Annotated in this window: 1 protein-coding gene and 1 pseudogene; both read left to right on the forward strand. The window is 37.7% G+C overall.

The window, feature by feature from the left end; translation table 11 throughout:
* Nucleotides 1-1,275: pseudogene (locus J671_RS26040) on the forward strand (phage tail tape measure protein); the annotation flags it as partial.
* 174 nt (nt 1,276-1,449) lie between these two features.
* Nucleotides 1,450-2,049 carry a hypothetical protein gene (locus J671_RS24475; RefSeq protein ID WP_031983371.1) on the forward strand — a complete coding sequence of 200 codons (600 nt, stop codon included), beginning with the start codon at nt 1,450-1,452 and terminating at the stop codon, nt 2,047-2,049.
* Nucleotides 2,050-2,084 lie beyond the last annotated feature (35 nt).

Below are 2,084 nucleotides of genomic sequence, written 5' to 3' on the forward strand. Positions count from 1 at the left end.
AAATTAACAGAAGAACAGCGCAAAATTGCGATTGATTCGTTTAAGTTACAGCAGCAACAAGAATTAGGTTTGCTAAAACTTGCTCAAGAGCAACGTTTGTTTCAAGCTAAATTATTCTTGCTTTCAGAAACTGAGGCAATGCAAGAACGCTACCGATTGGAGCGAGAAGAAATTGCTAAAACAGCAAAAGATGAGGAGGAAAAACGTAAGCGACTGGCATTATCACGTGATCAAGAACGATTAGAAGCACTTGATCGTGCAGCAAAAGCTGCTCAAAACTGGGGTGGTATTCAGGCTGATATGAATGGTACCAGCGAGTTCTTCAGACAGGATCAAGAACGATCTAGCCGCCTAAGTGCCGCGACAAATCTACTTGATAGTCAGCAAGGTGTGGTTAATTTAAATAAACAAAATTCTATTGAGGCTTTAAACGCACAATTTGAGCAACAGCTTATAAGTCAGCAGGATTACGAAAACCGGAAAACAGCTATCATTCAAGCTGCTCAAGATCAACGTAATCAGATTGCTGCTGAATATGCAAAGAATGCTCAGGATATTGAAGATAAGTACCAGCAAGACCGCTTGAACACTCAAATTGCATTTGGTGGCCAAATGATGGGTTCACTTACATCAATGTTTGGTTCAATGTTTGGAGAGCAATCTAAAGCATATAAGATCATGTTCGCCGCTGATAAAGCTTATGCGATTGCAGCTGCTGGTATTGCGATTCAGCAAAGCATTGCTCAGGCAGCAAAGGTAGGTTTTCCAACAAACATTCCTTTGATTGCTAGTGCTATTGCTCAAGGTGCAAGCATCATTGCAAACATCCGGGCAATTAAAGATCAAGGTTTTGCGGACGGTGGTTATACCGGTAATGGCCTTAAACATACTCCAGCAGGAATTGTGCATAAAGGTGAGGTTGTTTGGTCGCAAGAAGATATCAAACGATGGGGCGGTGTAAGCGTTGTTGAAAGCATGCGTCAAAGCAAGCCAAGTGGTTATGCTAACGGTGGCTATGTATCAAACAATCAAACGGATGCAATTGCAACAGTTAGAGAGCATAGACAATTCGAAGCTATTAACACCGGAAGAACTGAGAAATCTCAACCTACTGTTACCATTATCAATAAAACATCAGAAAAAGTGGAAGCTACATCTGGATGGGATGGTAAGGAGTTAACAGTTATCTTAAAAGAGTATCAGAAACAGAATGAGGAAATGGTAGATGCTAAGATTGAAAAAAGATTTAGAATGTCTAAACGACAAGGGTGGTAGGTTTAAAAAAGAAGCTTTGAAAGGTTTCTTTTTTTATTTGAAGCTAGAACTTTAACGGTTCGGAAGAAATCTACTCTATTGTAGGTGGTTGCGTAAATTGTTCTTCTTAATATATTTAAGATTGATAGTTAATTAACCACTTGTTAAATTACCTCTAGAGATAGGGGTAATTTCATGAAAAAGATTATTTTATTGGGTTTTGTTTCAATTCTTGGAGGGTGTTCAGTTGCACCAATTCAATTGCCAAATAATGTATCAACTATAAGTGCTAGCTCAGCGGGGGATACATACATTGATAAAATTGATTATTCTTTTAATTCAACGAGTAAATCATTCTCCAAATTGAAACTATGTGCTGCAGAAACTTTCCAAAATGATGACATTGTTCTACATGACCAAGCTGGTAGTTTCATAGGGGCATATACGGGTAGATATTATGAAAATAATAATACACAAGTTCATCAAGGGAAGTCTGTTTTTAAATTTCTAGATGAAACTGAAAAAACATTTATTGCAAATGGCAATGTAAAAACAAAGGGGCAGCAAGTAGGCCTTATTACAGATTTTGTTAAATATGATGCAAAAATTGCTCTTAAAGAAAATAAAGTTCAATTTGTAATGAGCAATATTTTGAGAGCTCAACAAAATACAGGTACATCAAGTAACAATGGTTTTAGGCAGGTTGGGACATGGGCTGGAGCACGTGCACCTGGTGTTATTGAAGCATTAGATGGAATAGCTCATAAATATCAAAATTGCGTTCAAACTAATTAAACAAGTAGGAAATAAAAACCCCGCTCTTGGCGGGG

The sequence above is a fragment of the Acinetobacter sp. 1130196 genome, assembly GCF_000588095.1.
GTDB classification, from domain to species: Bacteria; Pseudomonadota; Gammaproteobacteria; order Pseudomonadales; family Moraxellaceae; genus Acinetobacter; species Acinetobacter nosocomialis.

Coding starts and splice junctions, on each gene's coding strand:
- J671_RS24475 (WP_031983371.1), top strand. CDS start 1,450: ATGAAAAAGATTATTTTATTGGGTTTTGTTTCAATTCTTGGAGGGTGT.